The 26,526-nt window shown below is 60.2% G+C and carries 28 protein-coding genes; 17 read left to right on the top strand and 11 right to left on the bottom strand.

Annotated features, from left to right (window positions below):
- Nucleotides 1-61: 61 nt before the first annotated feature.
- From L1071_RS12375 to pdxH, 4 genes are all read left to right on the top strand, one after another.
- Complete coding sequence (locus tag L1071_RS12375; RefSeq protein ID WP_246975301.1) at nucleotides 62-409, top strand: arsenate reductase family protein; 348 nt, start codon at nucleotides 62-64, stop codon at nucleotides 407-409.
- A 27-nt stretch (nucleotides 410-436) separates the two neighbouring features.
- Nucleotides 437-1,066 (top strand): NAD(P)H:quinone oxidoreductase, encoded by a 630-nt coding sequence (gene wrbA / locus L1071_RS12370; RefSeq protein ID WP_246975299.1) that lies wholly within the window; start codon nucleotides 437-439, stop codon nucleotides 1,064-1,066.
- Nucleotides 1,066-1,458: a DUF2069 domain-containing protein gene (locus L1071_RS12365; protein WP_246975297.1), complete on the top strand. Its 393-nt coding sequence runs from the start codon at nucleotides 1,066-1,068 to the stop codon at nucleotides 1,456-1,458. Before wrbA ends, L1071_RS12365 begins: the two co-directional genes overlap by 1 nt.
- A 115-nt stretch (nucleotides 1,459-1,573) precedes the next feature.
- Nucleotides 1,574-2,221 carry a pyridoxamine 5'-phosphate oxidase gene (gene pdxH / locus L1071_RS12360; RefSeq protein ID WP_246975295.1) on the top strand — a complete coding sequence of 216 codons (648 nt, stop codon included), beginning with the start codon at nucleotides 1,574-1,576 and terminating at the stop codon, nucleotides 2,219-2,221.
- Nucleotides 2,222-2,339: 118 nt separating this feature from the next.
- Here the strand turns inward: pdxH and L1071_RS12355 are convergent, their stop codons facing one another.
- The 4 genes from L1071_RS12355 to L1071_RS12340 form a co-directional block, all read right to left on the bottom strand.
- Complete coding sequence (locus tag L1071_RS12355; RefSeq protein ID WP_246975293.1) at nucleotides 2,340-3,224, bottom strand: glycine betaine ABC transporter substrate-binding protein; 885 nt, start codon at nucleotides 3,222-3,224, stop codon at nucleotides 2,340-2,342.
- A 104-nt stretch (nucleotides 3,225-3,328) separates the two neighbouring features.
- Entirely contained in the window at nucleotides 3,329-4,174 is an 846-nt protein-coding gene (locus L1071_RS12350) for an ABC transporter permease (RefSeq protein ID WP_246975291.1), read from the bottom strand.
- On the bottom strand, nucleotides 4,174-5,382 hold the full coding sequence (locus L1071_RS12345) for a quaternary amine ABC transporter ATP-binding protein (protein ID WP_246975289.1): 1,209 nt from the start codon (nucleotides 5,380-5,382) through the stop codon (nucleotides 4,174-4,176). The genes L1071_RS12350 and L1071_RS12345 overlap by 1 nt, the downstream gene beginning before the upstream one ends.
- A 349-nt stretch (nucleotides 5,383-5,731) precedes the next feature.
- The gene (locus tag L1071_RS12340) at nucleotides 5,732-8,479 is read right to left on the bottom strand and encodes a bifunctional acetate--CoA ligase family protein/GNAT family N-acetyltransferase (protein WP_246975288.1); all 2,748 of its coding nucleotides are present in this window, start codon (nucleotides 8,477-8,479) and stop codon (nucleotides 5,732-5,734) included.
- Nucleotides 8,480-8,735: 256 nt separating this feature from the next.
- On the opposite strand from L1071_RS12340, the gene L1071_RS12335 reads away from it, so the two are divergent.
- Nucleotides 8,736-9,674: a histone deacetylase family protein gene (locus L1071_RS12335; protein WP_246975286.1), complete on the top strand. Its 939-nt coding sequence runs from the start codon at nucleotides 8,736-8,738 to the stop codon at nucleotides 9,672-9,674.
- A gap of 84 nt (nucleotides 9,675-9,758) precedes the next feature.
- Nucleotides 9,759-10,391: a helix-turn-helix domain-containing protein gene (locus tag L1071_RS12330; RefSeq protein WP_246898120.1), complete on the top strand. Its 633-nt coding sequence runs from the start codon at nucleotides 9,759-9,761 to the stop codon at nucleotides 10,389-10,391.
- 90 nt (nucleotides 10,392-10,481) lie between these two features.
- On the opposite strand, the gene L1071_RS12325 is transcribed toward L1071_RS12330, so the two are convergent.
- The 3 genes from L1071_RS12325 to L1071_RS12315 form a co-directional block, all read right to left on the bottom strand.
- Nucleotides 10,482-11,930 (bottom strand): APC family permease, encoded by a 1,449-nt coding sequence (locus L1071_RS12325; protein WP_246975285.1) that lies wholly within the window; start codon nucleotides 11,928-11,930, stop codon nucleotides 10,482-10,484.
- Nucleotides 11,931-12,116: 186 nt separating this feature from the next.
- Nucleotides 12,117-13,055: a helix-turn-helix transcriptional regulator gene (locus L1071_RS12320; RefSeq protein WP_246975283.1), complete on the bottom strand. Its 939-nt coding sequence runs from the start codon at nucleotides 13,053-13,055 to the stop codon at nucleotides 12,117-12,119.
- Nucleotides 13,052-13,939 (bottom strand): formate dehydrogenase accessory sulfurtransferase FdhD, encoded by an 888-nt coding sequence (locus L1071_RS12315; protein WP_246975281.1) that lies wholly within the window; start codon nucleotides 13,937-13,939, stop codon nucleotides 13,052-13,054. Before L1071_RS12315 ends, L1071_RS12320 begins: the two co-directional genes overlap by 4 nt.
- A 160-nt stretch (nucleotides 13,940-14,099) precedes the next feature.
- Between L1071_RS12315 and L1071_RS12310 the strand changes: the two genes are divergently transcribed.
- From L1071_RS12310 to L1071_RS12260, 11 genes are all read left to right on the top strand, one after another.
- A complete protein-coding gene (locus L1071_RS12310) occupies nucleotides 14,100-14,525 on the top strand; it encodes a DUF3305 domain-containing protein (RefSeq protein WP_246975279.1) in 426 nt (141 codons plus the stop codon).
- 4 nt (nucleotides 14,526-14,529) lie between these two features.
- Entirely contained in the window at nucleotides 14,530-15,132 is a 603-nt protein-coding gene (locus L1071_RS12305) for a DUF3306 domain-containing protein (RefSeq protein WP_246975276.1), read from the top strand.
- Nucleotides 15,133-15,327: 195 nt separating this feature from the next.
- Nucleotides 15,328-16,998 (top strand): 4Fe-4S binding protein, encoded by a 1,671-nt coding sequence (locus L1071_RS12300; RefSeq protein WP_246975274.1) that lies wholly within the window; start codon nucleotides 15,328-15,330, stop codon nucleotides 16,996-16,998.
- A gap of 2 nt (nucleotides 16,999-17,000) precedes the next feature.
- Nucleotides 17,001-17,699 (top strand): TorD/DmsD family molecular chaperone, encoded by a 699-nt coding sequence (locus tag L1071_RS12295; RefSeq protein WP_246975272.1) that lies wholly within the window; start codon nucleotides 17,001-17,003, stop codon nucleotides 17,697-17,699.
- Nucleotides 17,700-17,769: 70 nt separating this feature from the next.
- Nucleotides 17,770-17,991, top strand: a complete 222-nt coding sequence (locus L1071_RS12290; protein ID WP_246975270.1) for a twin-arginine translocation pathway signal — start codon at nucleotides 17,770-17,772, stop codon at nucleotides 17,989-17,991.
- Nucleotides 17,992-18,028: 37 nt separating this feature from the next.
- A complete protein-coding gene (locus tag L1071_RS12285) occupies nucleotides 18,029-20,890 on the top strand; it encodes a formate dehydrogenase subunit alpha (RefSeq protein WP_246975268.1) in 2,862 nt (953 codons plus the stop codon).
- Nucleotides 20,891-20,948: 58 nt separating this feature from the next.
- Nucleotides 20,949-21,599, top strand: a complete 651-nt coding sequence (fdh3B, locus tag L1071_RS12280; RefSeq protein ID WP_246975267.1) for a formate dehydrogenase FDH3 subunit beta — start codon at nucleotides 20,949-20,951, stop codon at nucleotides 21,597-21,599.
- Nucleotides 21,600-21,610: 11 nt separating this feature from the next.
- On the top strand, nucleotides 21,611-22,654 hold the full coding sequence (locus tag L1071_RS12275) for a formate dehydrogenase subunit gamma (protein ID WP_246975265.1): 1,044 nt from the start codon (nucleotides 21,611-21,613) through the stop codon (nucleotides 22,652-22,654).
- 95 nt (nucleotides 22,655-22,749) lie between these two features.
- Entirely contained in the window at nucleotides 22,750-23,070 is a 321-nt protein-coding gene (locus tag L1071_RS12270; protein WP_246975263.1) for a DUF1244 domain-containing protein, read from the top strand.
- Nucleotides 23,067-23,591, top strand: coding sequence for a molybdenum cofactor biosynthesis protein B (gene moaB / locus L1071_RS12265; protein WP_246975261.1), 525 nt, complete (start codon nucleotides 23,067-23,069; stop codon nucleotides 23,589-23,591). The genes L1071_RS12270 and moaB overlap by 4 nt, the downstream gene beginning before the upstream one ends.
- Nucleotides 23,584-24,774 (top strand): molybdopterin molybdotransferase MoeA, encoded by a 1,191-nt coding sequence (locus tag L1071_RS12260; protein WP_246975259.1) that lies wholly within the window; start codon nucleotides 23,584-23,586, stop codon nucleotides 24,772-24,774. Before moaB ends, L1071_RS12260 begins: the two co-directional genes overlap by 8 nt.
- Nucleotides 24,775-24,792: 18 nt before the next feature.
- On the opposite strand, the gene L1071_RS12255 is transcribed toward L1071_RS12260, so the two are convergent.
- From L1071_RS12255 to tusC, 4 genes are all read right to left on the bottom strand, one after another.
- Nucleotides 24,793-25,347, bottom strand: a complete 555-nt coding sequence (locus tag L1071_RS12255; RefSeq protein WP_246975257.1) for an acyl carrier protein phosphodiesterase — start codon at nucleotides 25,345-25,347, stop codon at nucleotides 24,793-24,795.
- A gap of 72 nt (nucleotides 25,348-25,419) precedes the next feature.
- Nucleotides 25,420-25,773 carry a TusE/DsrC/DsvC family sulfur relay protein gene (locus L1071_RS12250; protein ID WP_246975255.1) on the bottom strand — a complete coding sequence of 118 codons (354 nt, stop codon included), beginning with the start codon at nucleotides 25,771-25,773 and terminating at the stop codon, nucleotides 25,420-25,422.
- Entirely contained in the window at nucleotides 25,773-26,063 is a 291-nt protein-coding gene (tusB, locus tag L1071_RS12245) for a sulfurtransferase complex subunit TusB (RefSeq protein WP_246975253.1), read from the bottom strand. Before tusB ends, L1071_RS12250 begins: the two co-directional genes overlap by 1 nt.
- 53 nt (nucleotides 26,064-26,116) lie before the next feature.
- Nucleotides 26,117-26,497 (bottom strand): sulfurtransferase complex subunit TusC, encoded by a 381-nt coding sequence (tusC, locus tag L1071_RS12240; protein ID WP_246898090.1) that lies wholly within the window; start codon nucleotides 26,495-26,497, stop codon nucleotides 26,117-26,119.
- Between the last annotated feature and the right edge of the window lie 29 nt (nucleotides 26,498-26,526).

Here is a 26,526-nt window from a genome sequence, read left to right as displayed (position 1 = left end):
GGCACTCTACAATGCTTGGCTAATTAGTTGATTCGTCGACCCCAGCTGCCGGAGTTAAGGCATGACGACTTTTACACTTTACCACAACCCGCGCTGTTCTAAGTCGCGAGAGGCTTTGGCCCTGCTTGAGACCCGCCGTGTCGACGTCAACGTGCATCGCTATCTCGATGCTCCACTCGACATCCCCCATCTTCGTACGCTCGCGCAGCGTCTTGAGGGCGGCGTACCCGCCTTGGTGCGCACCAATGAAGCCCAGTGGAAAGCCTTGGCGCTCGAGGATCCCAGCGACGAGGAGCGCTTGCAGGCCATTGCCGACTATCCTCGGCTCATGCAACGTCCGATACTCGACGACGGCACGCGTGCCCGCATCGGTCGTCCCCCGGAAGTTCTTCTCGACTTGATTGAATGATCGATGTCCCCCGACACGAGGCCTCCCATGACTCAACCCGCTGCTGAAACACCCTATGTACTCGTACTATTCTATTCACGGAACGGCGCCACACGCGAAATGGCGGAGCAGCTCGCCGCCGGCGTGGAAAGCATCTCCGGCATCGCGGCACGGTTACGTACCGTCCCCCCCGTTTCCACGACCTGTGAAGCAGTCGATCCGGAAATCCCTGCCGAGGGCGCTGTCTACGCGAGCCTGGACGATCTCCGCCACTGTCATGGCTTGGCGCTGGGCAGCCCCACGCGATTCGGCAATATGGCATCGCCTCTCAAATACTTCCTGGATACCACTAGCGAGCTGTGGATGAACGGTGCGCTGGCCGACAAGCCTGCCACGGCGTTCACCTCCACGGCCAGCCTGCACGGGGGACAGGAAGCCACCCTGCTGACGATGCTGATTCCCTTGCTGCATCACGGCATGGTCTATGCCGGCGTGCCCTACCGTGAGACGCGCCTGCTGACGACGCAATCCGGTGGTACGCCTTATGGTACGAGCCATCTTGCCGGCGCACAGGCGGACCGTCCTGTAGATGACGACGAAACGACGCTGGCACGCGCGCAGGGCGAGCGACTGGGGCGTCTCGCCCTGGCCATGCGCTCGCTGCATGAGGCGACATAATGCGCCAACAGCTCGACCAACTGGCGACACGCTACGGGTTAGCATATGTTGCGATACAGGCACGTCGAGGCGTTTGGGGCGGCTTGGCGGCACTGGCCATCTTGCAACTGATCGGCGGTTGGCAACTACATGCCAGCGGTCAGATTGGCCTGATGCCCATCGCCGTTCGCCTCCTGCCTCTAGTGCTCTTCCTGCCCCCTATTATCACCAGACGCCCGCGTGGGCATGTCATGCTCGCATTTGTCAGCCTGCTGTATATCTTGCAGGGACTGATGATCGCTCAGCTCCCGGGACGGCTGGTATGGGGGACGTTGGAAACACTTGCCGCCCTCATCTTGTTCGTCAGCGCTGCCGCCTATGCACGCTGGCGTCGACAACAATTGAAAGACTAAGAACGATCTCGACCGCCTGGAGCGCTATCCTGATGGGTATGACCGCATTCACCGGAAAAATCCGCCGAAGGCCGCCACCCAATGAAGATGGATACACACTTAGGAGAGGAAGACCATGAACTACGATATCGCTGACCTTCGACGCGATTATGCTGGCGAGACACTCTCCGACGCGCACACGCCGGCATCGCCCATCGATTTGTTTCAGGCCTGGTTCTCGGCTGCCCGTGAGCATGAACCTCAAGATCCCAACGCCATGACATTGGCCACCGTCGATAGCCAAGGACTCCCGCATGCCCGCGTGGTATTGCTCAAGCATTTCGACGCGCAAGGGTTCGTGTTCTTCACCAATTACCAAAGCCACAAAGGCAGTGAGTTGGCCAATGTCCCGCATGCTGCTCTGGTGTTCTGGTGGCCCACCCTTCACCGGCAGGTACGTATCGAAGGACGCGTGGAAAAAGCCGAGACCAGCATTTCGGATGAGTATTTCGCCAGCCGCCCTCGGGACAGCCAGCTAGGGGCGTGGATTTCCCAGCAAAGCGTAGAAATCCCCGACCGCGAATGGCTTGAGGAGCGCAAGCAACGCTTCGAACAGGTCTATTCCGATCAGAGCGTCGAGCGTCCACCTCACTGGGGTGGCTATCGTGTTCGCCCGCTTATTCTGGAGTTCTGGCAAGGCCAGTCCAACCGTCTCCACGACCGCATTCGCTACCGCCACCACGAGCAGGACGCAGCCTGGAGCAAAACGCGTCTGGCGCCTTAATCTTACGGCTTGGCTCATTCAGCGCGTTGGCCAGCCCACCATGCAAAACGCCCGATCCACGTAGGATCGGGCGTCTGGTTCAACGCTCTTCGACAAATACTATCGAAAGTAGCGCTTATCAGCTGTCGCCGTTTACCCACTCATCGACGACATCGGGGTTCTCATCGACCCACTTCTTGGCGTTTTCGTACGGATCGGAATCTTCTTCCTGGTTCATGAGCATCACTTCGCCCATCTGCTCCGGCGTCCACTCGAAGTTATCGAGAATCGCGTAGGCTTCCGGCATATCGTCCTTCAGCCCTTGGCGCACGACGGTATTGATGTGCTCGGCACCACCGTAGACGTTCTTGGGATCGTCCAGGTACTTGAGATCCCAGCGTGCGAACATCCAGTGTGGTGTCCAACCAGCGACCACGATATCTTCATCGTTCTTGATGGCACTATCCAGCGCAGCGGTCATGGTGGCGCCGCTACCTGATTGCAGGTTGATAGCATCATCAAGATCGTATTCATCGATGACATTTTCGGTCAGGTTCATGAGACCGGCACCGGGATCGATCCCCACGATCTCGTCATTGACCATATCGGCCTTGTCATCAAGTTCGTCGATAGACGAGATATCGGTATAAGAGGGAACGACAAGCCCCAGCTTGGTACCCTGCAGGTTCGGCCCCAGGTTCTCGACCTTGTCGCCCACCTCGTCGAGGTACTGTTCATGCGTGGAAGGCAACCATGCTGCCACCATGCCATCGGCATCACCATACGCCACAGCTTGCCACATCGCAGCGGCAGACAATGAGGACATCTCCACATTGTAACCTTGCTCTTCGAGCACCGCTCGAACCACGTTGGTGGAGGCTACTTCGGAAGACCACTCGACATAGGCGAGCGTGATATCACCCTTGCTGTCCTGCGCTTGCGCGATGCCCGCATTGAGCCCTGCACCGGCGGCCATCATGATGGCGCCATAGCGAACGGCTTTCTTCAATGGAGTGCGTGTCATCGTTATTCCCCTTCTCTTATTGATGGGAGATCTTACCGGAACGGCCAGCGACCGTTCCTTTTCGAGCGCATGCTCGATACATGGCGTTTTGTAACGCCTTGCTTTTAGCTAGTCTTCTTGCTCGGCTTGCGAATTGCCTGCGTGATGCGGTCCAACAACATGGCGAGGATCACTACGGCAATACCTGCTTCGAAACCATCGCCAGGACGCAGACGCTGGATGGCGCGCCACACTTCGCTACCCAGGCCATCGGCCCCGATCATCGCCGCGATCACGACCATCGACAATGCCAGCATGATCGTCTGATTGATGCCGGCCATGATCGTCGGCAGGGACAGCGGAAACTGTATCTTGATCAGCTTCTGACTACGTGTGGCACCGAACGCGTCCGCCGCCTCGATCAAGTCTTTGGGAACTTGTCGAATACCCAACGTCGTGAAGCGTATCGCCGGCGGCATCGAAAAGATTACCGTGGCAAAAATAGCCGACACCGACCCAATACCGAAAAACGGAATGGCCGGAATAAGGTAAACAAAGGCCGGCATGGTCTGCATGAAATCCAGAACCGGCATGATGACACTATAGAAGCGATCCGAAATGGCCGCGAGAACCCCGAGAGGCATGGCAATAATTACCGCGACAACTGTAGCGATCACTACCAGCGTCAAGGTCTCGATCATGGGGTCCCAAAGGCCAAGGTTCCAGATCAAGGCCAGACCCAATACTGCTCCAACCCCCAGGCGCCAGCTAGCGACCCGCCAGCATATCAGCGCAATGATCGCCATCAGCGCCCATTCAGGCAGCCACATCAGTCCATCGTTGAGCACCGTGATCCCGCTCTGCGTGACACGTGAAATACCTCGCGTCACCACGGAATAATGCGATGTCAGAAAATCGAGACCACCCTCGATACCGTCGCCGAGGGGAATGCGTGGAATATCAATCGCCATCAGTGCTCTCCCGCTTCAGCCAGTTTTTCAAGTACCGCGCCCTTCACGACCACACCCAATAAGCGCTGGTTGTCGTCGACGATGGCAATCGGATAGCTTTTATCATTAAACATGGCAAAGAGATTGTTCATCGGTTCATCCGGACCGGCCTTCGGGAAGTCGTTCTGGATCAACTCGTTGATCGTGTCCTTGCCAGCCCTGGCAGCCGCATCGACATCGTCGACACTCACGATGCCCAACAAGGTACGGTCACGACCGATGACGTAGATGGAGTCGAGTCCGTTGTCGCTCATCTTGCGCAACACGGTACGCGGGCCGTCGCTCTCACGCGCCGTGGCACGCACAGGGCGCAAGGCACTATTGGCCGTAAAGATGCGCGACATGTCCACGCCCTCGACGAAGCGCGCCACGTAATCGTCAGCGGGCCGCGTCAGGATCTCTTCGGGCGTGCCCATCTGCACGACTTCGCCATCCTTGAGCAGGATGATGCGATCGCCGATGCTGATCGCTTCATCAAGATCGTGGGTGATGAAGATGGTGGTCTTCTTCATGCGATGCTGCAGCTCGATCAATTCTTGCTGCATCTCCTTGCGGATCAGCGGATCGAGTGCCGAAAACGCCTCATCCATCAGCATCACGGTAGAGTCGTTAGCCAATGCACGGGCAAGGCCGACACGCTGCTGCATGCCCCCGGAAAGCTGGCTCGGGTAGGCATCTTCCCAGCCATCCAGGCCTACCTGCTTGAGGGAGTTGCGTGCGCTTTCTACGCGAGATTTTTTTTCGATGCCGCGCACTTCGAGACCGTATTCGGCGTTTTCCTGCACGGTTTTATGCGGAAATAACGCGAAATTCTGGAAGACCATCGAAAAGTGGCGACGCCGACATTCCAGCAACTCTTTCTCGCTGAGCGAAGGAATGTTCTGGCCATCGATCACGATATCGCCCTCGGTGGGCTCGATGAGGCGGTTGAGACAGCGAATCAGCGTCGACTTCCCGGAACCCGACAGCCCCATGATGACGAGGAGCTCGCCTTCATGTACGTCGAAGTCGATATTGGAAAGCCCCAGAGTCTGGCCAGTTTGCTCGAAAATCTCGGGGCGCTTTTTCCCCTGGTTACGCATCTCGAGTGCTTTCTTAGGCTGGGAGCCAAACACCTTGCTCAGGCCGCGCACCTGAATCTTGATATTGGTTTCGTCCGTTTCAGTCATAGGCTTGCCTGCTTTGGTCAAGTCGTCGCCATGCCCTTGCGAAGCAAGAGCGCTCAACAATGTCACGTTGTCACGTTGCGAGTATCTGGCGGGTCAGTCTCCTGGCTCTTGTTATGATCATGGAGATGATGAGAGATGAACATGAAGATAAAATTTCGTTATGTTTCGTGTCGAATCATACCTGCTTATTGATATCGCTTCAAATAAAAACAGCTGATGATTGATCCATGGTTCAATAACCCGACACGCCTCGCCAGGCGTCTCGATCATATTCTATTGCAGGGTTTCGCAAGCGACGCCGCCGACCTTGAACGGCCTCGCCGCGACACCGAAAGACACGCAAGGGGCATCAGTCCGTCGGGCTCTCCAGCCGGTGGCGTTGCCAATCGTTGCTCGGCTCGTTGAGCCTCAAGGAGGCCTCGACCACCTGCTCTTCCATGTTATAGCGGAAACTAAACCCTAGGTGCTTCAGCAATGCTCGCATAGGCTGATTGTCGATCATCACCGTGCCTACCATCTCGAGGATGCCAACCCCCTTGCAGTAGCGGATCATTTTTTCCATCAGCAGGCTACCGAGGCCATGCCCGTGGAGATCATCACGGATGATCACGGAGAATTCGGTGCGAATGTTGTCCGGATCGTTCCAGACACGCACCACGCCCAGCATTTCCTTGCTGCCATCGGACCGCGCATGCTCGGCGATGAACGCCATCTGGCGGTCGTAATTGATCTGCGCCAGCACAGCCAGATCGCGCTGCGTCAGGTCCGCCTTGTGGTGGAAATAACGAAAGCGAATGCTTTCCTCGGAAAGCCGCTCGTGAAATAGCGTGATCAGCGGCGCGTCCTCTCCACGGATCGGACGCACTTCGACATCCATGCCATTGCCCAATGCCCGCCATTCACGCAATTCCTCGGGGTACGGCATGATTGCATGGCGCGCGGGCTGTCCCAGGTCCATAGCGAAATCTACCGCCACGACGCCATCGCGGTTGAGCAACAGCGGGTTGAGCTCCAGCCCCTGTAATTCGGGCAAATCCGAGGCCATCTGCGAGAGCTTGACCAGCAACTCGCAGAGGCGCTCGACGTCCTGTTCGGGATCGGAGGCGTGTTCACGAATCAGGCGATACGCATGGGTACGCGATACCAGCTCATTGGCCAGGGTCATGTTCAGGGGTGGCAAGGCAACCTGCCGATCCGCCAGCACATTGATCTTGTAACCGCCGATGCCAAAGACAATGACCGGCCCGAACACCGGATCACGCGTGATTCCCGCACAGAGCTGCATCGACCCCTTGCCGCGCTGCATGCGTTGCAGGCAGTAGCTGAAAATCGGGCTTTCGGGGAATTTTTCGCGGACCGTGTCGCCCAGACGCTGTACGCCATCGGCCACCTGCTCGGGCGTCTCGAGGTCTTGCAGCAAGCCCGCAGAGAGCTTATGCGGATGCTTGCGGTAGCGAAACGGCACGCAGTTATGCGCATGCACAATTTTCAGTGCCATGGGGCCCTCGATGTTCCGCGCCGCTTGCAGCGCTTCCTCGGGGCCGAAAACATACTGACTCGGTGCCGAGGGGATGCCATAGGCGGCCAGGACCTGAGCAGTTTCCTGATGCGTTAGCCGATCGCGCGCACGCTGCTTGGCCGAGGCGATCAAGCGATGGCAACGCTCGCGAATCTCGGGCTGCGTGGTGAACGGTAAGCTTGGCGGCGTTTCCTGCAAGAGCGTCTGCACACGCTGATAATTGACCATGTGCATGAAGGCCTTGACCGCTTTTTCTGGAGAGATATAGGTGGGGATACCCGCCAGATTGCACTCATGACGGGCCTTGAGCGCCTCCTCGAGTCCCATCCAGCTGGTCAGCAGGTTGCGCTTGAAGCGTTTGCGATTGGCGATCAACGCTTGGGCCGTGGCCTTGGAGGGCGCCATACGGGTCGGCGCATGTACCACCAGCACGGCATCCACGTTGGTATCGGCCGCCACGATTTCCAGCGCATCGACGAACCGCTCGGGCGAGGCGTTACCACCCAAGTCGACGGGATTGCGCCCTGGCAGGCTGACATCGAATTCCCCTTGCACCAGAGCATCACGAGTAACGTCGGTCAGTTCCGCCAGCTTGCCGCCAGCGATCACTAACTTGTCGATCGCCAACAGCGCCGGTCCCAGACCATTCGCCACGATCGCCAAACGATCACCGCGCAGCGGCCGCATCCGCGTCAGTGTCTCCAGTGCATCGAACAATTCATCGGAATCATCCACGCGCACGACCCCGGCGCGCGCCAGCGCCGCATCGAACACCACATCGTGATTATCGAGTCCCGGCGCCTGCGGTTCATGCGTCAGCATCGACTGCGCCGAGCGTCCACTCTTGATCGCCAGCACCAACCGGTGTCGCGAGGCATCACGCAACGCCGTCATGAAATGCTGGGCGTCGTGCACTCGCTCTAGATGCAGCAGCAAGGCGCGTGTCGGCGAGTACTGATTGATGTAATCCATGAGGTCGGACAGCATCACGTCAACACTGTCACCCAATGTCACCAGATGCGAAAAACCGATGTCGCGCCCCGCCGCCCAATCGATCATGGCGTTACCGAGCATTCCCGACTGCCCCAGGTAGGCGACGCGCCCTGCCTTGATCGGCTGGCTGGCATAAGTGGCGTTGAGCTTGCTGCCAGGCACTACGATACCCAGGCACTCCGGCCCCAACACCCGGATCCCCGAGCGCAGCGCCGACTTGAGCATACGCTCTCGCAACGAGCCACCATCCTGTGTGCGGTCGTCGAGATAGGAGCCCCCGGAAAGCACCAAGGCCGCACGTGCCCCGAGCTTGCCCAGCGCCTCGATACTCCGCGGCACGCCTTCCACCGGATTGCAGAGAATCGCCAGGTCCGGCACGGCGGGCAAATCCGCAATACGCTTCACGCAAGCCACGCCGTACACCGCGTCATAGCCGCGCGGGTTCACCGCCCACAACGTGCCGGCAAACCCCGCCTCGAGCAGATTGCCAAGCACCATGCCGCCCATCGAATGCGACTTTTCCGAAGCGCCGATCACTGCCACGCTATGTGGCTCGAAGAAGTGACGCAGAAAACGCGTTCCCACAGCAATCTCTCCCGCTTGATCAGACCTTGCCGCTCAGCATCGGACGCGGGCGGCCTAAACGTGAGTCTGCCTGAAGAGTCGGCGAGCGTGGACATTTTTCAGACAGAGCGTGATGCAGGCCTCTCGTCACGGCCGTGATGACATGGCATCGTTCGACCTATGGGCACTGTTTTTACATCCTATCAGGCCTTAAGGTTCCCGCAGACAGCATACCCCCATCGTCTCAGCCGATAGACATCCTCTGGATGGAGTTCCCATGATCACCGCGTATATTACTCACCCCGATTGCATGCGGCATTTCATGGGACCGAGCCATCCCGAGAGCCCCAAGCGCCTGGAAGCCATACGCGCACGACTAGCGTTGAGCGGTGTGTTGACGCATACCATGCAATCCGAGGCACGGCCGGTAAACGCGCAGACGCTCGCGCTTGCCCACTGTCCGCAGTATCTGGAGATGCTCACGGCTCACGCCCCACGGGAAGGCTTGAGCGAACTCGACGGCGAGACCCACATGAACCCGGACACGCTAGCCGCTGCAGGCGTCGCCGCCGGCGCGGTCGTACGTGGCGTCGACCAAGTCTTTCGCCATCAGGCAGACAATGTCTTCTGCGCGGTGCGTCCGCCCGGGCACCATGCCGAACGCTGCTCGGCAATGGGTTTTTGCTTTTATAACAACGTCGCCATCGGGGTGGCTCACGCCCGCCAGCGTTATGGCGTCGAACGCATCGCCGTGCTGGATTTCGACGTCCACCAGGGCAACGGCACGATCAATATCTTCAAGGACGACCCCGGCGTGCTGGTCTGCTCGAGTTTCCAATCGCCTTTCTACCCTTGGCGCTATCAGGACGGCACATGGGCCAACATCGTCAACACGCCCTTGGCGGCTGGCAACGATGGCACCGCATTCCGACGCGAGGTAGAAGCACAGTGGCTCCCCGCGCTACAAGCCTTCAAACCGCAGTTGATCGTGCTCTCGGCGGGGTTCGATGCTCATCGCGACGACCCCATGGCGGAGCTTAACCTCCTTGAGCCCGACTATTTCTGGGTGACGCAACTCGCCCTGGATATCGCGCGCATATACGCCGAAGGACGTCTGGTTTCGGTACTCGAGGGGGGTTACCACCTGGACGCACTGGGCACCAGTGTCGAGGCACATCTCAAGGCGCTGCTGGGTTTTCCTCTCGGCGACCCGTGAGCGCCCCTTAACGACGCCCGGCTAGCCCCGTGCCCAGCGGGCTGTGGTATCCTAACGGAAACTTTATTTCCTATCGTGGACTCCATGGCTACCCAAACCGATAGCGACGCCGCCCTGCGCATCGCCTCCGGACGCAAAGCGTTCGTCGAGCCGCTACGTCTGGGTGATCGCCTCAAGGAAATTCGCCTGTCCAACCACTGGACCCTGGAAGATGTCAGCCAACGGACCGGCTTGGCGCGTTCGACGCTGTCCAAGATAGAGAACGATCAGATCTCGCCCACCTTCAGCGCCGTGCAGAAACTCATCGGCGGCCTTGGGATCGACCTGCCGCAACTGCTGACGCCGCCCAAACCGCAATCGCACACACTCGGTCGCCGCGATCTGACGCGCGTCGGCGAAGGCAAGCAACACCCCACGCCGACTTATGAGCACGAACTCCTCTCATGGCAGCTGGCACAGAAGCGGATGATTCCCTTCAAGACCATCGTCCGTGCCCGCAGCTTCGATGAATTCCAGGAGTGGGTGCGTCATGACGGTGAAGAATTCCTGATGGTGCTCGACGGCGACATCCTGCTGTATACCGAGTTCTACGAGCCGCTACGCCTGACCCACGGCGACAGCATCTACTTCGATAGCGACATGGGCCACGCCCTGGTGTCCGTCAGCGAATCGGACGCCGTGGTGCTCTCCGTATGCACGCGCGGCGAGAACGCGTGATACCTCATGAATGAAAGTGCCCGGCTCGAGGCCGGGCACTTCTGCTACTTCCTTCACGCGGGGCATATCGAGAGTCCCCTACCGACACCTTCAGTCGATATCCTTGACGGCACTGTCGCCGGAAAGCTCACGGGCCATCATGCGGTCACTGTACGCCACGCCATAGCGCTTGCGCGTCCACAAGTACATCACCAATCCGAGCAACATCCAGGCTCCGAAGACGAGCCACTCGATCGGCAACAGTGCGGACGGACTACCTGGCAGGTAGAGACTCACCATCCCCAGCGACAACGCCACTGCCACGATGCCGACTAATTTGCCATAAGGCACCTTGAAGGGACGCGGCATATCGGCGTTCTTGTAACGCATCACCACAAACGACAGCGCCACAAACAAATACGCAATGACGATGCCCAACCCACCGGCGTCGACCAACCAGACCAGCATCGGACGCCCGAAGAATGGCGCCAGGCAGGATACCGCGCCGATCATGATGATCGCGTTGCTGGGGGTCTTGTAACGTGGGTGAAGCTTGCCCAGAAACGCCGGCAGCATGCCCGCATGGGCCAGCGCATAGATGGCACGCGAACCACCGATGTAGAAGGCGTTCCAGCTAGTGATGATGCCCGCTATGCCCGCCAGCACCATTAGCTTGCCGGCCCAGGGAGCCGCGAATACGGCCTGCATGGCATCCGGCACCGCCAGATGAGAAGCACTCAAGGCTTGGGGGTCGAGCATCAGCGACGTACCCAGAATGATCAGCGCATACCAGAACACCGCCAGGATGACCGAGATCATCAGGACCTTGCCGATATCACGAAATGGCAGATTGATTTCCTCGGCCGCCTGCGGGATGACATCGAAGCCAACGAACATGAAAGGCACCATGATCATGACCGTCATGATGCCGCCCACTAGCCCGTTCTCGACGTTGAACAGCGGTTCCATGTGGGCGGTCTCACCAGTAAAGAGTGCCCCCGTGATGAACATCACGCCCACCACCAGAATCAGTACGGTGACCAGCTTCTGCACCAAGGCCGCCGTGCGAATACCGATGTAGTTGATCCCCATCATGACCAGCGAGCCGACGACGCCGACTGCCACCCAGGTAGCCTTGACGTCCCAACCGGCTATCGTCCAAAGGTCACCGACGGCATAACCGGGGAACAAATTCTCGAATACCGTCGGCAATGCCACGGCCTCGAAGGACACCACACTCATGTAGCCCAGCACGATGGTCCAGGTACAGATAAATGACGCGAAATGTCCCAAGGCATGATAGCTGTACACGTGCTCGCCACCGACCTGTGGCATCGCCGAAGCCAGCTCGGCATACGTCAGTCCCACCAATACGATAGCAACCCCGCCGATGACAAAGGCCAGAACGGCCCCCAAACTCCCTGCTGACTGGATCCAGTTGCCGGTCATGACGATCCAGCCCCATCCAACCATGGCGCCGAATGCCAACGCGAGTATATCCTTACGCGCCAGGACCCGCGTCAGCTCACTTGCTCCTTTGGAAGACGTTGTTTGATTCATCGCGATACTCGTTTATGAAAAGCGGTATTGTTGAGAGTGCTTATATCGTGCATCTATAAGGCGGCATTTGTTTCATATAATGCACGCCAAAGGAAAGATAATGGACCACGGGGAACGAGACAACCCAGCGATCAAAGCAGTATCCGCTTTTCCACTCACTGACGATAAGTAGTGCTGACCAGTAGGCTAGGTATGCTGAACCTCGTCGCCCCGCCACAACAACTTGCCGCATTCATCGAGCGTGTAGCCGCCCAGAGACTGGGCCAGGGTCAAGCCGGCGGCACTGTGTAAATAATCGAACATCTGCTGCAACAGCGACCGAAAATACACGTTGCGCGGCGTCACCAGGTCAAACGCTTCCTCGGTGATGGGAATGAAGCCCAGGCCGAATTCATTGGCCGCCGACAGCGTTCCCGGGCCGATGTCGGCCTCATGACGGGCGATGAGCGAGGCGACCTCACGCTCGCTATACGCGACGACCTGGGTATTGAGCTGTTCGAGTCGCAACTGGTGGCCCGCCAGCCATTCTTTCAGGAAACGCTGCGACCCCGCTCCTTCCTGGCGGATCGCCCAACGCCGATTGGCGCCGAAAAGCCCCGACGGGTCGTGGGGCTGGTGGCGGTCTTCCGCGCGAATGATCAACCCCTGACTGCGACGGAACAGACGCACCAACACCCAATGGCGATAGCCGCTATGACTTCTCACCAGGGCGGGATGGCGCAACTCGCTTTCTTCGGCGCGCCCCCAGTGAATGGCACACACATCGGCGCGTCCTTGCGAGAGCAGCGACAAGCCCAGTTGCGTCCCGGTGACGCTATAGCCATAGAAGGCATGCCCCTGCTGCTGCTGATTGAGTCGCATGATCAGCGCCGAGAGCAGCGGGTCGTCACTGCCGGTCACCATCAAACGATCAGCGAGCACGCCATGGTGGCAGGACTCCAGAATCCACTGCTCGACCAAGCGTCTAGGGAAGAGCCATTTGCCGGTCACCTTGGTGGAGGGGATGGCACCATCGCTGGCCAGCTGGTAAATCTTCTTTTCGTTGAGATGCAGCAGCTCGGCGACCTGATGCACGTTGAGAAACGGCGACGTGGAGGATGAATCGCTGGAGGATGAATCGCTCATGAGGTGCCCTTATGTCGAGACGCCTTTTTGTCCCCCGGGCGGGGCGCCGGCATGGCATCCAGTACCAGGCGTGCCTGTTCGTCGACGACCTGGAAATGACGTCCCTTGGCACGCGCTACCAGCAACACACCGAAACGCTGCGCCAGTTCCACGCCCTTCTGTGTCATGCCCGAGCGCGAGACCAGCACGCTGATTCCCATCTGCGCGACCTTGAGCACCATTTCCGACGTCAGCCGTCCCGTGGTGTAGAAAATATCCGCCGTGGCCAGCTCGGCGTCTTCCGGCGTGCCTTCGTCCAGTGCCGCCAGCCATTGGCGACCGGCCAGCGTATCCACCGCATTATGACGTCCCACGTCTTCCACGAACCCCAGCACGCGATCCTGACGACATAGCGCGCAGCCATGCACGGCCCCGGCATTGCGATAGGTCTCGTTGAACTGCCCCAGATTGTCGAGCATGCGATACAGCACCGCCTGAGATAACGGCTCACAGGGCAAGGGGCGCAGATCGGTAGCATCGAGCAAGCGCCCGAAGACCGTCCCCTGTCCGCAGCCAGTCGTCACGGTTCGCTGGGCCAGGCGCGCGTCAAGATCTTCGGGCAAGGCACGCGTCACGACGGCGGCGGCCTCCACGTCCCAGTCGACCTGCAGCGCCTCGACGTCCTCGGCGCGCACCAGGAGCCCCTGGTTGCGCAGGTAACCCAGCACCAGCGCTTCCGGCTCGGACCCCAGCGTCATCAAGGTGACGATCTCCTGACGATTCAAGTACACCGTCAAGGCACGCTCGGCGGCGATCGCCTGTTGTCGGCGTTGGCCATATTCATCGGTCACTGCAATCTCGAGTGTTGTCGGCATCCGCGCCCGACTCAGCACTACATTGGACATGCTCACCTCCCTTATTGTGGCGACAGGATACCCAAAGCGCGACACGCATGCCCAAGGGAAATATGCAGCAATGTCCCATTTTCCGGACTATCAGGCACGCGGCTTGCTATATGATGGAGACACAACGTGCCATGTTTCATCTCATAGGGAGGCAACCGCGATGGCAGCCGATGACAACCTGAGACATTTAAGCTTCGAGCTGGCGTTCCAGCGCCAGGTGGTCAAGGGCTTCACGTCCCTAGCCTGGTACATTGCCGACATGGGGTGCCATGATCACGGCCCTCACGTCCTGCCGCTGACGCTCTTTCTCACCGAGCGTACGGCCTATCGTTTCAACTTAAACTCCCAGCACCCTTGCCTGTTCGTGCGCTGCGAGTCGACCGACGACGGCCCCGCGCCGCGCGAACTGACCGCCAGCCAAGAGGTCGCGGCGAACTGGATGGATGGTGACACCCAGGTCCTCGACACCCCCATGCCCTTGGCGATCCAGGCTTGGATCGAGGCCTATCTGGCGCGCCATGGTGAACGTGTCGAAGCTGGGCGAAAGAAGAAACGTGCCGGCGCCGGACGCGCCAGTCAGGAGTGATGTCATGAGCTTCATGCAACGCTGGTCACAGCGCAAACGCGAACATGGCAATGAGCCGTCGCTCGAGACGCCGAGTGAAGAAACACCGGCGTCCCTACCCGAGAAAACACAAGCGACGGCCCCGAGCGAAGCGAACGAAACATCATCACGCGCCGCAGCCTTGATTCCCGGTTACGACCCGCAGCGCCCACTCGATGAGCAACTCCCCGAGCCGGAACGACTCGGTGCCGGTGACGACTTCCGAGCTTTCATGCTGCCCGAGGTCAGCGAACTCCTCAAACGCCGCGCCCTACGCCGCATGTTCAAGGTCGGCAACTACAATGTGCGCGACGGTCTCGACGATTACGACGAGGATTATTCGCAATTGAGACGCATGATGCCCGAGGTCAGTGCACGGATGCGCCAATGGCTGCGCCAGGCACAAGAGCCGGAGTCCCAAGACTCGGAACAGCATGACGACGCGAAGACGCTACAATCCGACACGTCCCCCGACGAGGATACGGACGACACATCTGAAGCGGTGCAGACAGACCAGCCGAACGAGACAGGCCTGTCCGAAGAAGAGGCGCCAAATGACCCACACGACCGCTCGGGTGCGTCAAGTTGACCCACCGAGGTTATCAATACCGCCCAAACGCTCCCGTATCTTGCCCGGCAAATCCTTCGTTTGCGACAAGAACGGGTACCTAACCTGCAGTCATAACACTATATAAAGCTCGGCAAAGACCGAGACGAGATGCCACACGATTGGCACGACAAGATTCAAAGCCCCGTGGCAAGACCGACAAGTTGATGAGGTGACATGCCCCAGTTCATCGATACGCGCGCGCTAAATGGCGACGCTCGTAATGTAGCCGCCCGTGAGGCTGCCCTGCAGCAGGTTTCATGGCCGCAGAACCTTGCGCCCCCCACCGTGAGCTACGTAAGCCACGGCCATGTCGCCATCGTAGGGCCGGCAGAGGCCTTGCAACGTGCTGCCAAGGCACTCACGGACAGCGAACTCGCCAGTATTACACTGGTCACGACGCAATCCGCATTACCACATGATCATGACGCTGCACCGGATAGCGCCGACGTGCGCTATATCGCCTGCGCCCACCCCCACCTGGAAGGTTATCTGGGCGCATTCCATCTGACCTCCCGTGATGGCGGCGAGTCCCTTTCACAGGCCAGCCTCGGGCGTGATCATTTCGATGCCATTCTCGATCTCGGCACACCGGCGCTGTTGCAGTACGAATTGCCGCCGCCGGGGTATCACCGCGTCACACAAGCGACGCCCCTCGAGCAGGCCGTGGAGGATCTTCAAGCGTGCATCGGGGAGTTTGAAAAGCCGCGTTATTTTCAGATCGAAAGCGATTTGTGCGCCCATGCCGGGCGTGGCCAAAGCGGCTGCACCCGCTGCCTCGATGTCTGCCCCGCCGACGCCATCTCGAGTGTCAAGCAGGAAATCGTCATCGATCCGTTTCGTTGTCACGGCGCGGGCAGTTGCACCAGCGCCTGCCCCACCGGCGCCATTCGCTACGCCTTGCCCACGCCGGAACGCCTCGACGATTACATCGCGCGCCTGCTGGCTACCTACCATGGCGAAGGCGGCGATACCGCCGTGGTGCGTTTTCTCGATCAAGAGACGCAAACCAGCGAAACCACCGAGGCAACGGGACATGTCCTCGACGTGCCGCTGGAGGAACTCGGCGCGGCAGGGCTCGACCATTGGCTCGGCGCCATTGCACGCGGCGCTGCCGAAGTCCGCATCGTCATGCATGACGCCCTGCCGCCCTCTTTGGCGCACCTGGTACACGACCAGCATGCACAGGCCATTACCCTGCTCGAATCATTGGGACACGATCCCCGACGCCTTAGCCTGATCGATGCAGGCAATACCGCCATACGCGATGCACTGCCGATCGTGCCGCCCCTCGGCGAACGCCTGGAAGCGCCGCGCCCGCACGGCAAGCGTGAAGCTCTCAACGACATCCTCGACTTTCTCGCGGCACGGGGCACGCCCAGTGAAGAGCGCGTAGCCATGCCTGAAGGTGCTCCCTTCGGCACGCTGAATATCGACACCGACCACTGCACGCTGTGCATGGCCTGCGTTGCGGTCTGCCCCACGCAGGCGCTGAGCAGTCCCGGTCAATCACCAGCGCTGCAGTTTCAGGAAAGTGCCTGTGTGCAGTGCGGGCTGTGCGAAACCGCGTGCCCCGAACAGGTTATTGCCCTGCATCCCGGATTCATGGCCGCTCCCGAGACCCGCAACCACGTTGCGACGGTCAAGGAAGAAGCGCCGTTCGAATGCATCAGCTGCGGCAAGCCGTTCGCGACCGCCAGCACCATCGCCTCGATCAAGCAGAAACTCGCCGATCACCCGTATTTTGCCGGCGACGCCATCAAGCGCCTGGAAATGTGCGAAGACTGCCGCGTCAAGGATATCTGGCACGACATGGCGCGTGACCCCAACGCTCAGCTCAAGGTATGACCATGACGACACCCGAGCATAGCGATACCCATCACTCCCCAGCGTCGCTGACCGCGGCGCTCGAGGAGCGTAACGCCTTGCGCGCCGATGTCTATTTATTGCTGGCGCGCCTGGTCCGCGAGGCGCCCAACGCCGAGCTGCTCGACTTTCTCGCCGCGCTCGAACCCGATGATGAGAACTCGGCACTCAAGCGCCACTGGGCCTCGTTGTCACTGGCCGCCCACCACGCGCATCCCGAAACGCTGCACGACGTGCATTTCGGCTTGCTGGTCGGGGTAATCCAGGGCCAGCTCGTGCCGTATGCTTCCTGGTATCTGACCGGCTCGCTGATGGAAATGCCGTTGGTGGCGCTACGCCATGACCTCAAGCATCTGGGGTTCGAGCGCGCCGCGCACGTCAAGGAACCCGAAGATCATTTCTCGGCAATGTGCGAAGTCATGGCCATGCTCATCGAGTCTCAGGCCGAGACACAGGCGGTCTTCTTCAAACGCCATCTGAGTCCTTGGGCGCTACGTTTGATGCGTGACCTGGCCCAGGTCGAAGACCCGTTCTATGCCAGCGTCGGGGCACTAGGAGAGGCCTTCCTCTCCCGGGAAGATAACCAGTTGCAAAGTGATCCCGACGCGCAAGTCGTCACCTTTTCGCCAACCCCCTCAACACTCAGCAGGACGCAACTGAGTGAAGGGGACACCCACTCATGACCAGCACCGATGACGCATACCGCTGCCTGACGGCGATATCACGGTGCGCAGTGACCACAGGAGTCGCCCCATGAAAGAGTCGAACAATAAAACGTCGAACAACCCCGCGCGGCGTCACTTCTTGCGCAACATCGGGCTGGGCACGGTCGCCGCAGGTGCGGCCATGGCCGTCGGCCACGTCACCCTGGCGCAGGCGCAGTCGGATGAAGGAAAAGACGCCGCCGATGCCGACGAAACGACGTATCGCGAAACCGATCACGTCAAGGCGTTCTACGCCACCTTGCGCGACTAACTAAACGGTCGAGAGAACCGGAACTGAGGACATAACCATGCGATTGACTCGAAAATCCTCCCAACCCACCAGCCAGGGTGGGCTGGGCATCAACCGCCGACAATTCCTGCAGCGCAGTGGTGTAGCGACGGGTGGCCTCGCCGCCGCCGGTTTCATGGGCCATGGCATGATGCAGGCCGCCAACGCCAAGGAAAAAACGGCGTATTCCGATGCTCCCGTCGAAACCAAACGCACCATCTGTTCCCACTGCTCGGTGGGGTGCGGCGTCTACGCCGAGGTGCAAGAGGGGGTCTGGACCAAGCAGGAGCCCGCGTTCGACCACCCGATCAATCGGGGCGCGCATTGCGCCAAGGGCGCTTCGCTACGTGAACACGGCCATTCCACGCGGCGCCTGAAATACCCGATGAAGCTGGTCGACGGCAAATGGCAGCGCCTCGAATGGGATCAGGCCATCGAGGAGATCGGTGACAAGGTGCTGGAGCTGAACGAACAGCACGGCCCGGACAGCGTCTACTGGCTGGGATCGGCCAAGTTCAGCAACGAACAAGCCTACCTGATGCGCAAGCTGGCAGCCTTGTGGGGTACCAACAATACCGATCACCAGGCACGCATCTGCCACTCCACCACCGTCGCCGGCGTGGCCAATACCTGGGGCTACGGGGCGATGACCAATTCGCTCAACGACATGCACTTCAGCAAGTCGATTCTGTTCATCGGCTCCAACCCCAGCGAAGCACACCCGGTGGCCATGCAGCACATCCTGCGTGCCAAGGAGCGTAGCCACGCGCAGGTCATCGTCGTCGACCCGCGCTTCACGCGCACCGCCGCCAAGGCCAACAAGTACGTCCGCCTACGGCCGGGGTCCGATGTGGCCTATATCTGGGGCCTGCTCTGGCATATCTTCGACAATGGCTGGGAAGATCAGGAGTACATCAATCAGCGCGTCTTCGGCATGGAAGAAGTGCGCCGCGAAGTCGCTGAGTTCCCTCCGGACGTCGTTGAGCGCATCACCGGCGTCAGCGAGGCCGACATGTACGACGTCGCCAAGCGCATCAGCGATAATCGCCCCGGCTGCGTGGTGTGGTGCATGGGCGGTACCCAGCACACCACCGGCAACAACAACACCCGCGCGTACTGCATTCTCGAGCTGGCACTGGGTAATATCGGTGTTTCCGGTGGCGGGGCCAACATCTTCCGTGGCCACGACAACGTGCAGGGCGCTACCGACCTGGGATTGATGTCGCATTCACTCCCTGGGTATTACGGTCTTACCGAAGGCGCATGGAAGCACTGGGCGAAGATATGGGATGTCGATTACGAGTGGATCAAGAACCGTTTCGATCAAAGCGAATATAACGGTAGCTTGCCCATGAACTCCAATGGCATCACCGTCTCGCGTTGGGTCGATGGGGTTCTGGAAAACGACGAGGATATCGCCCAGCGCACTAACCTCAAGGCGATGTTCTACTGGGGACATGCGGTCAACTCGCAGACCCGTGGTCCGGAAATGAAAAAGGCCATGAGTCAGCTCGAATTGATGGTCGTGGTCGATCCCTATCCCACCGTCGCCGCCGTGATGAACGACCGCACGGACGGCGTGTATCTGCTGCCCGCTGCGACCCAGTTCGAAACAACCGGCAGCGTGACCTCTACCAACCGCTCCCTGCAATGGCGCGACCAGGTCGTCGAACCGATGTTCGACTCCAAGCCCGATCACGAGATCATGTATCTCATGGCGAAGAAACTCGGCTTCGGCGATGAATTCACGCGCAACTACGCCATCGAAGACGGCCGTCCGGTGATCGAGGATGTGCTACGCGAGATCAACGCGGGCATGTGGACCGTGGGCTATACCGGGCAAAGTCCCGAACGCCTCAAGGAGCACCAGCAGAATTGGCACACCTTCAATTTCGATACGCTGAAAGCGGAAGGCGGCCCCGCCAATGGTGACTTCTATGGCTTGCCTTGGCCTTGCTGGGGGACGCCCGAATTCAACCATCCCGGCACGCCTCTGCTCTACGATATGAGCAAGTCCGTTAAAGAAGGGGGGCTCACGTTCCGGGCCCGCTTCGGCGTCGAACACGACGGCGAAGATCTGCTTGCCGACGGGGTTGCGAGCGAGGGGTCCGAGCTCAACGACGGCTATCCCGAGTTCACCGCCGACATGCTTAAGGACCTGGGCTGGTGGGACGATCTTACCGCCGAAGAAAAGACCGCTGCGGAAGGCAAGAATTGGAAAACCGATCTGTCCGGCGGTATTCAACGCGTGGCGATCGAGCATGGCTGCGCGCCCTTCGGCAACGCCAAGGCACGCTGCCGGGTATGGACCTTCCCCGACGAGGTGCCCAAGCATCGCGAGCCGCTTTATACCAGCCGGCGCGACCTGGTGGAGGAATATCCAACCTGGGACGACGTGGCGTCATTCTATCGTCTGCCGACGCTCTATCGCTCGATTCAGGAACAGGACTTCAGCCAGAATTTCCCGATCATCCTGACCTCGGGACGCCTGGTCGAGTACGAAGGCGGTGGCGAAGAAACTCGCTCCATGTCATGGCTCGCCGAACTACAGCAGGAGATGTTCGTCGAGATCAATCCGGCACAGGCCAACGACCTGGGCATCAAGAACGATGACATGGTCTGGGTTCACGGCCCCGAGGGCGGCAAGGTCAAGGTCAAAGCCATGGTGACGCCGCGCGTGGCCCGTGACGTGGCGTTCATGCCCTTCCATTTCGGTGGTATCTACCAAGGTGAAAGCCTGGCGGACAAGTACCCCGAAGGCGCACAGCCCTATGTACTCGGCGAGGCCGCCAATACCGCGACCACTTATGGCTACGACATAGTGACACAGATGCAGGAAACCAAATGCACGCTATGTCGGATCGAGAAAGCCTCCGCCTGATCGACGATGCTTGAAACGCCGGTGAGGGCGCGTACCTCGCCGGCCAGAGGAGAACACCATGGCTCAAATGAAATTTTTATGCGACGCCGAACGCTGCATCGAATGCAACGGCTGCGTCACGGCCTGCAAGAACGCCAACGAAACCGACTGGGGCATCCAGCGTCGCCGCGTGGTGACTCTGGACGACGGCAAGCCCTCCGAGGTCTCGATCTCGGTGGCCTGCATGCACTGCGACGACGCGCCGTGCATGGCGGTCTGCCCCACCGACTGCTTCTACAAGACCGATGACGGCATCGTTCTGCACGACAAGGACATCTGCATCGGTTGCGGTTACTGCCTCTACGCCTGCCCTTTCGGCGCACCGCAGTTTCCCAAGGAAGAAGCCTTCGGCGAACGTGGCAAGATGGACAAGTGCACCTTCTGTGCCGGCGGCCCCGCCGAGACCAAGGAAGAAGAATACGAGAAGTACGGCGCCAACCGTATCGCCGAGGGCAAGCTACCGCTGTGCGCCGAGATGTGTTCCACCAAGGCACTGCTGGCCGGTGATGCCCAGACCATTTCCGATATCTTTCGTGAGCGAGTGGTCTATCGCGGTCATAAAGACGGCGGCTGGTCATCAGTGGAAAAAGCACAGATGTCGGGTCCGGATGTCTCGGGCAATCTCGACGAGATGGCCTACGACGCCACCCGTGCCACACGTGAAGGGTGAGGAGAACGCTCATGCACACACTCATGCAATGCCTGTGGCGGCTGCGTATGATCGGTGCGGTGCTATTGCTGGCGGTGTTGGCCGCCAGCCTGGCTCCACCCTCATCGGCGGCTGAACCCGACGAAGAAATAGGACAGGCAGTCGGCACCGTGGACGCCGACACCTGGCGGCAGGTCAAAAGCGGCGAGAACTTCATTGACTCGCGCTATGACTCGACCTACAACCTCATCAACCCCAGCGGCGAGACCTGGCGTCAGATCCGCAACGAGTGGATTTCGCCCGCCGGCCTGATCGCCATCGGCGGCATGCTGGCGATCCTGATCATCTTCTATCTGATCGTCGGGCGCAACGACCTCGGCCACGAGCGCACGGGACGCAAGATCCTGCGCTGGACGGTTTTCGAGCGCTCATTGCACTGGACCGTGGCAACGTTGTTCATCGCCCTATCGCTGACCGGGCTGAACCTGCTGTATGGCAAGTTCGTCTTCCGGCACATCTTCGGCGATGTTTTCTGGGCCAACATGATCATGGGCTCCAAGCTGATCCACAACTACGCGGGCCCTGTCTTCGGCATTCTGCTGATCGTCATCCTCGCCAAGTGGCTCAAGGTCAACCTGCCCAAGAAGCATGACTGGGAGTGGTTCAAGCAAGGTGGTGGCATGGTGGGCGACAAACACCCCGATGCCGGTTTCGCCAATGCGGGCGAAAAAGCCTGGTTCTGGATACTCGCCAGTGTCGGCCTGCTGGTCGTGATCAGTGGCCTGGTGCTCGATTTTCCGATCTTCGGGCAGACCCGCGACAACATGCAGTGGGCCAACATGTTCCACGGTGTGACATCGTTGATCCTGATGACCGTGGCGCTCGGGCACATCTATATCGGCACCCTGGGCACCGAAGGCGCGCTGGAAGGCATGGCGACCGGCTATGTCGACGAAACCTGGGCCAAGCAGCACCACAACCTGTGGTACGAAGAGGTCAAGGACAACGCCGGGCAGCCCCAGCAAAGTGACCCGCCCGTCGGCGATGACACAGCGACGGCACACCGACCCAACTAGCACTCGCGTTCGAGACGACACCGCCCCCGGGCGGTGTCGCTCTTTGTTATGCTAGAAACATTCCATGATGACATCCCCAGCGAGGAGGCCCTCCCATGCAACATATCGACGTTGACACGCGTACTGAGATCGAGGCAGCCGCTTTCCGCCAACTGCTCGACCATCTGGACGCCAACAAGGACGTGCAGAACATCGACCTGATGATCCTGGCCGACTTCTGCCGTAACTGCCTCTCCAAATGGTTGGTGGCCGCCGCCAGCGAGCGGGGTATCGAGCTCGACTACGAGACCGCCCGAGAATACGTCTACGGCATGCCCTACAGCGAATGGAAAAAGCTCTATCAGGCGCCTGCTACCCCTGAACAGCTCGAAGCGTTGGATGCCCGTCAGCAGCGCAAGAAGGATACACACGCATGAGCGAGGCCGCGTTCGTTCCCCTCAAGATCGCCGTGCTGACCGTCTCCGATACCCGCACGGAGGAAACCGACCGTTCGGGCAACGCGCTGGTGGAACGCCTGGAACGCGATGGACATGAACTCGCCGACAAGCGCATCGTCGTCGATGACGTCTATCGTATCCGCGCGCTCGTCGCTCAGTGGATCGCCGACGACGGCGTGCAAGTCATCGTCACCACCGGCGGCACCGGCTTCACCGGGCGTGACTCCACTCCCGAGGCGGTCGAAGTGCTGCTCGACAAGCACATCGAAGGTTTCGGCGAGTTGTTTCGTCATCTGTCGTGGCAAGAAATCGGCAGCTCCACCGTGCAGAGCCGCTGCCTCGGCGGCCTGGCCAACGCGACCGTTGTGTTCTGCTTGCCAGGTTCCACCGGCGCCTGCCGCACCGCCTGGGACGGCATCCTTCATGAACAGCTCGACAGCCGCCATCAGCCGTGCAACTTCGCCAACCTCGTGATTCCCGGGAGAGGCCAGCATGGCTGAGCTGCAAAGCGTCGAGCGCGCGCTGGAGGCGTTGTTAAAAGACGTGAAGGCGGGAGATGTCGAACGCATCGATTGCGAGGCGGCGGCGGGCCGCGTGCTGGCCGAGTCGGTCACCGCTCGCCTCGACGTGCCGCCCGCCGATAACAGCGCCATGGATGGCTATGCACTACGCCATGCCGATGCCGGTCAGTGGCTGCCCGTCAGCCAGCGCATCGCCGCCGGCCACGCGCCCGAACCGCTGGCACCGGGCACCTGTGTACGCATCTTCACCGGCGGTGAGATGCCTCCAGGCGCCGACACGGTCGTGATGCAGGAACGCGTGGAGGCGCAAAACGCCCAGGCGCATATTCCCAGCGACATCACGCTGGGCGATAACGTGCGTCGCCGTGGGCGCGACGTGGGGGCCGGCACTCCGCTTCTGGAAGCAGGCACCCGGCTCGAGGCGGCCGCTTTGGGGCACCTGGCCGGCCAGGGCATCACGCGAGTCGACGTGTACCGTCGTCCGCGCGTGGCGCTGCTCTCCACCGGTGATGAAATCATCGAGCCCGGCCAATCGCTCGCGCCGGGGCAAATCCATAATTCCAATCGGCCCATGCTCTCGCGTCTGCTCGAGCGCTTCGGCGCCGAGTTGGTCATGCGCGAACACGTGCCCGATGACTTCGCGACCACCCAGCGCCTCCTGCGCGAGGCCGCCGAGCGCGCCGATGTCATCGTCACCACCGGCGGCGTTAGCGTCGGCGAAGAAGACCACGTCAAGCACGCGCTGGAATCACTGGGTCAGCTAGATCTGTGGCAGTTGGCCATGCGCCCCGGCAAACCCCTGGCACTGGGACGCATCGGCCAGGCGCGACTGGTGGGCCTGCCCGGCAATCCCGTATCCTGCTTCGTGGGCGCCTGGGTGTACCTCCGCCCTCTCATGGGCGCCCTGTTGGGTTGTCCGCACATGGCCGCGCTGCCCCGCCTGTGGGCACGCGCGGACTTCACCACGCACACGCAAGCGCGTCGCCACTACATGCGCGTGGGGCTCGAGTTTACCGCCGAGGGCATCGTCGCCCACGCCTTCGCCGATCAGAACTCGGCGGTGCTGTCCTCGTGCCTCGAGGCCGATGCCCTCGCGGTGGTACCCGAGCACACCACTCTCCACGAAGGCGAGCGCGTAGAGTGCCTGTGGCTGACGGACTAATACCACTGAAGACAAGGCCTAGTCAGCGCTCAACGTCTTATTGAGTGCCGGCCAGAGTCGCTGAAAATCATGCTCTAGTGCGGAGTAGTCGGCGCGCAACCAGGGCACCAGTTCCGCCAGGCGATTGGGGCCACTTAGACGGCGCCCCAGGCCCGCGATCGCCTGACAGGTGAAGTCGAAATCGGCGTAACGATTCAGCCAGTCGTCTTCGATAAGGGCGGGAATCATGGGTGCTAAGCGATTAGGGGCTCGCCCCTGGGCCTGGAGCACCCGGTAACAACGCGCAATCAAGGCGACATCGGCATGATCGCGCGCCACGAAATGATCCCACACCAGATCCAGGGCAATACCCACCACGCGCCGCTGTGGGCGTGGCGCGCGTTCTCGCACGCCACGGATCACAGCATGGTCATCGACCCAGGCATCCACACGACGATGATGGCGAATACCGCGCGCAATATCTGCCGCCCAATAGCCATCGGGATCGCCCTTGACGCCATCGGCAATCAAGTTGCCGTACAAGAAGGCGTCGTTGCCACCACGTGCCAGCCAGCCATGCGCAAGAAAATTCATCGAAGACCTAGAAAGAGTGCTTGAAGACGGTTCGTAGAGACCGTTCTTAAAGATAGTTCTTAAAAACAGTTCTTAAAGACAGTTGGTCGGCTTGGGCAATCCCGCCAGGCGCGCGCCCACCTTGGCAGGACTCTCGGGAAACAGCCGCATCAAGTGCAGGGAGCGGCCTTTATCGGGCCCCAGCGCCTGGCCGACGGCCTTGACCAAGGGCCGCATCGCTGGGGCATTCTCATAGCGTGCGTAGAAGGCCCGCAATACCTCGAGAACCTCCCAGTGCTCGAGCGTCAGTTCCCTGCCTTCTTCGGCGGCCAGCGCCTCGGCTACCGCCGGCGTCCAGGCCGCCAGATCGACCACGAACCCTTCGGGGTCGAGCCCGATGTCGCGGCCTTCCACCGTGATATAGCGTGTCGCTTGCGTGGTCGCCATCAGAACCAGCTCACCGTGCGTTGCACTTCCTCGGTCAGTGCCACGAAACCATCCATGTCGACGATGATCACGCGGGAATCGCAGCGCCCTGCCAGGCCACGCGACTCCAGATCCTCGCGCAGGGCGAACAGGCGCCCTTCCAGGCCGGGAAAATGTTGTACCTGTGCACTCACCGCGCCAAACACGCCATCTTCGATCAGCATCAACCCATCTTCCTCCCCCATCGTGCGCAGTACGTCCTGATGAACGGAGCTCGAACTCGGGGCACGATTGAGCAAGTGCAACAACATTCGCAGGTGTCTCCTAACAGCGCTACCCAGCTAGCATTCGGTACGGGCAACGTTCAGAAATTGAAGATTTGACGGTGACCGGCAAGTACCGTCGACAGTTCCGGCGTCGACACTTCAATCACCGGCAAGAGCAAATCGTCGCGAGTCAGCCCACGCGCCGCGAGCGAGTCGACATCGACATATAAACGCTCGATATCATACATCTCCAGCATCTCGAAGGTGCTTTGGGAGCCCTTCTGCCCCAGCGGCCCCGAGCCTTGGCCCTGGAGCAATGCCCAGACGCCATCCCCCATCAGCAACAACGAGACAGACTGACCGAAAGCCGCGCCCACCAATGCTAGATCGAGGGCCTCGCGTAGCCATAAACCGCCGTGCGGCGCATGACGTAGCATCACCAGAAGATCGCCGTGCGATGCCTCGGTTATCTCGGACATGACAATTCCCCGTGACATGAATGAGCGAC

The organism is Chromohalobacter sarecensis (assembly GCF_023061135.1).
In the GTDB taxonomy this organism is placed as follows: domain Bacteria; phylum Pseudomonadota; class Gammaproteobacteria; order Pseudomonadales; family Halomonadaceae; genus Chromohalobacter; species Chromohalobacter sarecensis.
The sequence above is the reverse complement of the archived record's forward strand: the minus strand, read 5'-3'. Positions and strand labels throughout refer to the sequence as shown.